Here is a 5795-nt window from a genome sequence, read left to right as displayed (position 1 = left end):
GAGCTGTTCGCCCGCGAAACCCGCCCCGGCTGGGACTGCTGGGGCGACCAGGTCAGTCGGTTCGGGGAGGCATCATGAACCGCTACCTAGCCATCGCCGCCGCTTGGGCGGCTGTCGGCGCGGTCGGCGTCGCTGAGGCTTGGCACCATCCCCACGTGGACGGCGCCGTGATCCTGGCCGCCCTGGCCCTGTGGGCCACCTACCGACTGATGAGGGGAGCGTGATATGGCCAATCTCGATGACGTCAAGCGCCGGCTGGCGGCCCTGCTCTCGATGACGACGGCGGCTGGCTGCACCGAGGCCGAGGCCGAAGCGGCCGCCGCCAAGGCAGCCCAGTTGATGCGGCAACACGGTCTGGAGGCAGCGGACCTGGTGATGGGATGCGAAGCGGTCCCGTGCACCCGGCGACCGACCGTGGTCCACGAACTGTGGAGTGTGCTCGCCGCCCTGACCGGCTGCACCACCGTGCGGGACGCCGCAGATGGGACGCTGTCATACGTCGGCCGCCAGCCGGGGCCGGCGGTGGCCACCTATCTTCACGTCTTCCTCCACCGGCACATCGAGGCGTCGACGGCGGCCTATCGCCGGTCTGCACAGTACAAGCGCCGGGCACGGGGCGCGCCGCGTCGCCGGGCCTGCGAGGCCTTCCGCACCGGCATGGTGGAGCGCCTGCAACTGGCCCTGGTGGTCCACTTCGGGGCGCCCGACATGGCGCGCATCGAGGAGGCCCGCGACCATGTACAGCGGCTCTACGAGGGCCGGCCGCCGCGCGGCGGACGAGATCGAGTTGCGACAGGGGCTGGATGGGGACGACAAGAGGCTGCTGTCATGACCGCCGCCCGCAAGTACACCCCGACCCCCTTTCGGAAGCAGCTGTATGCCAAGGTCCAGATCGCCCGGAAGCAGCTCAGCCTGGGCGAGGACACCTATCGCGCCCTGCTGGAGGGGCGGTACGGGGTCGAGAGCCTGACCCAGCTCAGCGGCGGGCAGCTGGTGGACTTGGTGGAGCATCTCAGGTCCCTGGGGTTCAAGCCGGCCAAACGACCGCCGGCCCGGGCGGGCACGCGGCGGCCGCTGGCGGATGGAGACGAGGCCCGCAAGGTGCGGGCGTTGTGGTTGTCCCTCTACCATCTCGGCGTGGTTCGAGACCCCTCTGAGACGGCTCTGGAGAGGTTCCTGGAGCGGCAGTCCGGCGGCCGTGGGAAGGGCGTACCCAAGCTGCAGTGGATGCGGTCCGCCCAGGCCCTGAAGGTGATCGAGGCGCTGAAGGCGATGGGTGCCCGCCCGGTCGAGCAGGGCGGCGGTGGGGTCGACTGGGCGCCGTATCGGGTGCGCGGCGAGATGCCGGGCGAGGTGCGTGTGGTCGAATTTCCGCGCCGCCGGGTGGTCGAGGCCCAGTGCAAAATCCTCGGCATCACCCTGCGCGAGGCCGAGCAGGCCGGTCGCGACGGCGGCCCCCGCCAGGCTGGGTTCGCGTTCTACGCAAACGCCGACTGGGACCGGCTGATCGAGCACCTGGGCGACCGCGTCCGCGCCGCGCGAGGGGGCGATGACTGAGCGTCACGACCTCGAGGAACTGCCCGGCGTGTTGCGGCAGATCGCCGAGATCGCCGGCGCCCCGGCGGCCCTGGCGGTGGCGGCCGCCAGAGGTGGCCGGCGTGTCTATGTGCCCACCCCGGACGCGCTGGCGGCTGGGCACTGGCTGGTCGAAGCGATCGGCCTGGAGCCGGCCCGCCGGGTGGCGGGGGGACTGGGGGCGGGGCATATCGACCTGCCACTGGGGCCACTCGCCAACGGGGCTCGCGTGCGGGCGGCGATTCGCCAGTCGCTGCGGGCCGGGCACTCGGCCGCCGAGGCGGCTGCCCTGAGCGGGGCCCACGTGCGCACCGTGTGGCGCCACCGGGCGGCACAACGAGACGACGACCAGGGCTCGCTGCTTTGAGCTTGTCCAGGCCGCCAAATCTGGGCGATGCTGCCGGGACTGACTGAAGGCACCGCGCCGGACTGGCAACTGTCAGGGCTCCCCCTTCCGCCCGAGGACCGCAGACTGCACCCACCGACCAATCGGAGGGATCAGCCGTGTCCTTACCCAGAGGCATCCGAAACCACAACCCGGGCAACATCGAGCTGGGCGCGCCCTGGGAGGGGCTGGCGGCCGAGCAGACGGACGGGCGGTTCTGTCAGTTCACGAGCCCCAAGTGGGGTATCCGGGCCATCGCCCGCATCCTGATCACCTACGCCGACCAGCGTCGCGCCGCCGACGGCAGCCCCATCGACACGGTCGCCGAGGTGGTCGCCAGATGGGCGCCGCCCGTGGAAAACGACACCGGCGCCTACACCCGCCACGTCGCCGCGCGTCTGGGTGTCGGCCCCGACCAGATCATCGAGATCAAGCGGGCCGAGGTGATGCGCGGCTTGATCCGGGCCATCATCGCCCACGAGAACGGGCCCCGGTTCGCCGACTACTACTCCGACGCCGAGATCGACCAGGGCATGCGCCTCGCCGGCGTCGACGTGCCGCCGAAGCCGCTGGCGAAGAGCCGCACCATTCGGGCCGGGGCCGCCACCACGGCCGCCACCGGTCTGGCCGGCCTGGCCGAGGTGGCCGATCAGCTGGCGCCCCTGTCCGGCCTGGCCGCGCAGATCGCCGGCGCCGCGCCCGTGGTGCTGGTGATCCTGGTGCTGGTCGGCGTGGGGTACATGGTCTGGTGTCGGATCGACGACCAGCGCACCGAGGCCCGACCGTGAGTTGGCTCGCCACCCTGTGGGGCGCCGCGTCCGGCGTTTGGCGGCGGCTGGCCCTGATCGCCGCCGCCGTGCTGGCGGTGGCGCTGGTACTGGCCCGGGCGCGGCGGGACGGCGCGGTGGCCGAGCGGGCCGCCGCCCGGGCCCGCATTCTCCGAATCAAGGAAAGGCAACAGGATGCGCGGGCTGCTGTTCCCCGTGATCGCCGTGGCGTGGCTCAGCGCCTGCGCGACGGGTCCTTCTGACGACGCGGCGGCCTCGGTCTGCCCGCGCCTGATCCCCTACTCGGCCGCCTTCCAGGCACAGGCGGCCGACGAGCTTGAGGCGCTGCCGCCCGGCTCGGCGCTGGAGGTGCTGGTGGCCGACTACCTGGTCACCCGCGATCAGCTGCGGGTGTGCCAGTAGATGGACAGTGGGGATTGGGCCTCCCAGTTGGCGGAGGCGGACAGGGAGCGAGCGGTGGAAGTGTGGCGCAAATCGCAATTGGACCGCCCGGCTGGTGACGGCATCTGCCAGAGCTGTGACCGGCCGATCCCGGCGGCGCGCCTGGCCGCCCTGCCCACGGCCACCCGCTGCGCCCCGTGTCAGGCCGGATGGGAGGAGGAGCGGTGACGCCATCGGACATCCTGCCCTGGATTTCAATCGCCAGCGTGGCAATCAACGCCCTGCTGGGGCTGGCGATGTGGGGTATCCGCAACGGGTTTGCCAGCAAGAAGGAGCTGCACGGCCTGGAGCGGAGCCTGCTTGAGATGAAGGCCGACATGCCTCTGCACTACGTCCGGCGGGAAGACTACGTCCGCAACCAGACGGTCATCGAGTCCAAGCTCGACGCCCTGGCCCTGCACCTGCAGCAAATGAAGGATCGCCATGGTCAATCTTGATCCGGCCCGTGTCCGGCGTGAACAACTCCGCTGGATACTCATCCTGGCCATGTACAACGCCCAACCACAGGAGCTGCAGGAGTCGGTCATGCTGGCCACGGTGCGGGCGATCTACCCCGACGCCACGCCCCTGGAGCTGCGCAAGAACCTGGACTACCTGGCCGACCGGGATCTGGTGGAACTCCGCAAGGAGCCGAGTGGAGTGTGGTGGGGCAACCTGACGCGCGTCGGCACCGACATCGCCGAATACACCTGCGACTGTCAGCCCGGCATCGCGCGCCCCCCGATGTATTGGTGACGCCATGGGGCGTCGATCCAGTATCGAAGGGCTGCCGGATGAGGTTCGGGCCTGGCTTGACCGCGCTCTGGCCACCGAGAATTTCAGCGGCTATCAGCAACTCGAGGCCCTGCTGCGCGAGCGCGGCTACGCCATCAGCAAGAGCGCCATCCATCGCTACGGGCAGAAGCTCGACCGGCGCCTGGCGGCGATCCGCGCCAGCACCGAGGCTGCCCGCCTGCTGGCCGACTCCAGCCCCGACGACAAGGACGTGCGCAGCGAGGCTCTGACCGCTCTGATCCAGTCCGAGCTGTTCGAGACCATCGTCAACCTTCAGGAGGCGAGTGAAGAGGAGATCGACCCGGCCGACCGGGTCAAGCTTCTGTCCGGGGCGGCCAAGAACATCGCCACCCTGACGCGGGCCAGCGTGAACCTGAAGAAGTTCCAGGCGGAAGCCGAGGAGCGCGCCCGCAAGGCGCTGCTGGAAGAGCAGCGCGCCAAGCTGGCCGAGATGGGCGCCGATGGCGTGGTCACCGACGACACCATGGCGGCGATCCGCCGCAAGCTGGGCATTGAAGCATGAGGAAGGGGGCGGCCAAGATCATCCCGGTCAACCCGGACGCGATCTTTCTGCCCAGCCAAGCGCGCTGGATCGCAGATAGAAGCCGCCTGAAGCTGATGGAAAAGGCGCGCCAGATCGGCATCTCCTGGGCGACGGCCTATGCCGCGTCCGAGCGCACCGCCGTCAAGGGCGCCCGGCACGACCAGTGGGTCAGCAGCCGGGATGACCTGCAGGCGCGGCTGTTCGTCGAGGACTGCAAGACCTGGGCGGGCATCCTCGAACTGGCGGCCTCGGACCTCGGGGAACGGGTCATTGATGAGCGGGCGCGCATCTCAGCCTATGTGTTGGAGTTCGCCAACGGCCGGCGCATCCACAGCATGTCGAGCAACGCGGATGCCCAGGCCGGCAAGCGCGGCGGGCGCATCCTCGATGAGTTCGCCCTGCATCCAGACCCCCGCAAGCTGTGGTCCATCGCCTACCCGGGCATCACCTGGGGCGGCAACATGGAAGTCATCAGCACCCATCGCGGCAGCGCCAACTTCTTCAACCATCTGGTCCGCGAAGCCCGCGAGGCCGGCAATCCGAAGGGACTCAGCCTCCATCGCATCACCCTGCAAAACGCCCTGGACGAGGGCTTTCTGTTCAAGCTGCAGCAGATGCTGCCGGCCGACGACGAGCGGCAGGAGATGGACGAGGCCGCCTACTTCGACTGGGTGAAGTCGGGTGCGGCGGACGAGGAGAGTTTCCAGCAGGAGTACATGTGCCATCCCGCCGATGACGACGTGGCCTTCCTGGAATACGACCTAATCGCCAGCGCCGAGTACCCGAGCGATGCCGACTGGACGGCGTCGGAGCGGGGCCGCCTGTTCGCCGGTGTGGATATTGGGCGCAAGCATGACCTGACGGTGCTGTGGGTGGTCGAGCAGCTCGGCGACGTGCTCTACACGCGCCACGTCGAACGCCTGAAGAACATGCGCAAGGCGTCGCAGGAGGCCGTGATCTGGCCATGGCTGGAGCGTTGCGACCGGTGCTGCATCGACGCCACGGGCCTGGGTATCGGCTGGGCCGACGACGCCCAGGACAAGTTCGGCGCGGCCCGGGTGGAGCCGGTGACCTTCACCCCGAAGGTCAAGGAAGCGCTGGCCTATCCGGTGCGTTCCCGGATGGAGGAGAGGCGCGTCCGGATTCCCTATGACCCCGTCGTCCGAGCCGATCTACGCCAGGTCACCAAACAGGTGACCGTCGCCGGGAATATCCGCTTTGCCGCCGAGCGGACCCCGGACGGCCACGCCGACCACTTCTGGGCCCTGGCGCTGGCAATCGAGGCGGC

At 69.6% G+C, this 5795-nt stretch carries 11 protein-coding genes; all 11 read left to right on the top strand.

What is annotated here, in order from left to right:
* The first annotated feature begins 74 nt into the window (after positions 1–74).
* Complete coding sequence (locus tag BLR95_RS15875) at positions 75–224, top strand: hypothetical protein (RefSeq protein ID WP_176787913.1); 150 nt, start codon at positions 75–77, stop codon at positions 222–224.
* Position 225: 1 nt separating this feature from the next.
* Positions 226–1557 (top strand): regulatory protein GemA, encoded by a 1332-nt coding sequence (locus BLR95_RS15255; RefSeq protein ID WP_092622098.1) that lies wholly within the window; start codon positions 226–228, stop codon positions 1555–1557.
* Positions 1550–1942: a hypothetical protein gene (locus BLR95_RS15250; protein ID WP_092622096.1), complete on the top strand. Its 393-nt coding sequence runs from the start codon at positions 1550–1552 to the stop codon at positions 1940–1942. Before BLR95_RS15255 ends, BLR95_RS15250 begins: the two co-directional genes overlap by 8 nt.
* Before the next feature lie 137 nt (positions 1943–2079).
* Positions 2080–2748, top strand: a complete 669-nt coding sequence (locus tag BLR95_RS15245; RefSeq protein WP_092622094.1) for a hypothetical protein — start codon at positions 2080–2082, stop codon at positions 2746–2748.
* On the top strand, positions 2745–2990 hold the full coding sequence (locus BLR95_RS15645) for a hypothetical protein (RefSeq protein WP_143131045.1): 246 nt from the start codon (positions 2745–2747) through the stop codon (positions 2988–2990). The genes BLR95_RS15245 and BLR95_RS15645 overlap by 4 nt, the downstream gene beginning before the upstream one ends.
* Positions 2953–3150 (top strand): hypothetical protein, encoded by a 198-nt coding sequence (locus BLR95_RS15240; RefSeq protein ID WP_218119581.1) that lies wholly within the window; start codon positions 2953–2955, stop codon positions 3148–3150. The genes BLR95_RS15645 and BLR95_RS15240 overlap by 38 nt, the downstream gene beginning before the upstream one ends.
* On the top strand, positions 3151–3357 hold the full coding sequence (locus tag BLR95_RS16345) for a TraR/DksA C4-type zinc finger protein (RefSeq protein ID WP_092622090.1): 207 nt from the start codon (positions 3151–3153) through the stop codon (positions 3355–3357).
* Complete coding sequence (locus tag BLR95_RS15230) at positions 3354–3626, top strand: hypothetical protein (protein WP_218119579.1); 273 nt, start codon at positions 3354–3356, stop codon at positions 3624–3626. Before BLR95_RS16345 ends, BLR95_RS15230 begins: the two co-directional genes overlap by 4 nt.
* The gene (locus BLR95_RS15225) at positions 3613–3924 is read left to right on the top strand and encodes a hypothetical protein (protein WP_092622088.1); all 312 of its coding nucleotides are present in this window, start codon (positions 3613–3615) and stop codon (positions 3922–3924) included. Before BLR95_RS15230 ends, BLR95_RS15225 begins: the two co-directional genes overlap by 14 nt.
* Positions 3925–3928: 4 nt before the next feature.
* Complete coding sequence (locus tag BLR95_RS15220; RefSeq protein ID WP_092622086.1) at positions 3929–4486, top strand: DUF3486 family protein; 558 nt, start codon at positions 3929–3931, stop codon at positions 4484–4486.
* Positions 4483–5795, top strand: a 1313-nt coding sequence (locus BLR95_RS15215; protein ID WP_092622084.1) for a phage terminase large subunit family protein, incomplete at its 3' end; no start/stop codon positions are given. The genes BLR95_RS15220 and BLR95_RS15215, both read left to right, overlap by 4 nt.

This window comes from Roseospirillum parvum (assembly GCF_900100455.1).
Lineage (GTDB): Bacteria > Pseudomonadota > Alphaproteobacteria > Rhodospirillales > Rhodospirillaceae > Roseospirillum > Roseospirillum parvum.
This window is presented reverse-complemented; position numbering and strand designations above follow the sequence as displayed.

What these genes read in the sequence shown, in the direction of transcription:
- BLR95_RS15255 (WP_092622098.1), top strand. Translation starts at nt 226, where the DNA reads ATGGCCAATCTCGATGACGTCAAGCGCCGGCTGGCGGCCCTGCTCTCG.
- BLR95_RS15875 (WP_176787913.1), top strand. Translation starts at nt 75, where the DNA reads ATGAACCGCTACCTAGCCATCGCCGCCGCTTGGGCGGCTGTCGGCGCG.
- BLR95_RS15220 (WP_092622086.1), top strand. Translation starts at nt 3,929, where the DNA reads ATGGGGCGTCGATCCAGTATCGAAGGGCTGCCGGATGAGGTTCGGGCC.
- BLR95_RS15250 (WP_092622096.1), top strand. Translation starts at nt 1,550, where the DNA reads ATGACTGAGCGTCACGACCTCGAGGAACTGCCCGGCGTGTTGCGGCAG.
- BLR95_RS15225 (WP_092622088.1), top strand. Translation starts at nt 3,613, where the DNA reads ATGGTCAATCTTGATCCGGCCCGTGTCCGGCGTGAACAACTCCGCTGG.
- BLR95_RS16345 (WP_092622090.1), top strand. Translation starts at nt 3,151, where the DNA reads ATGGACAGTGGGGATTGGGCCTCCCAGTTGGCGGAGGCGGACAGGGAG.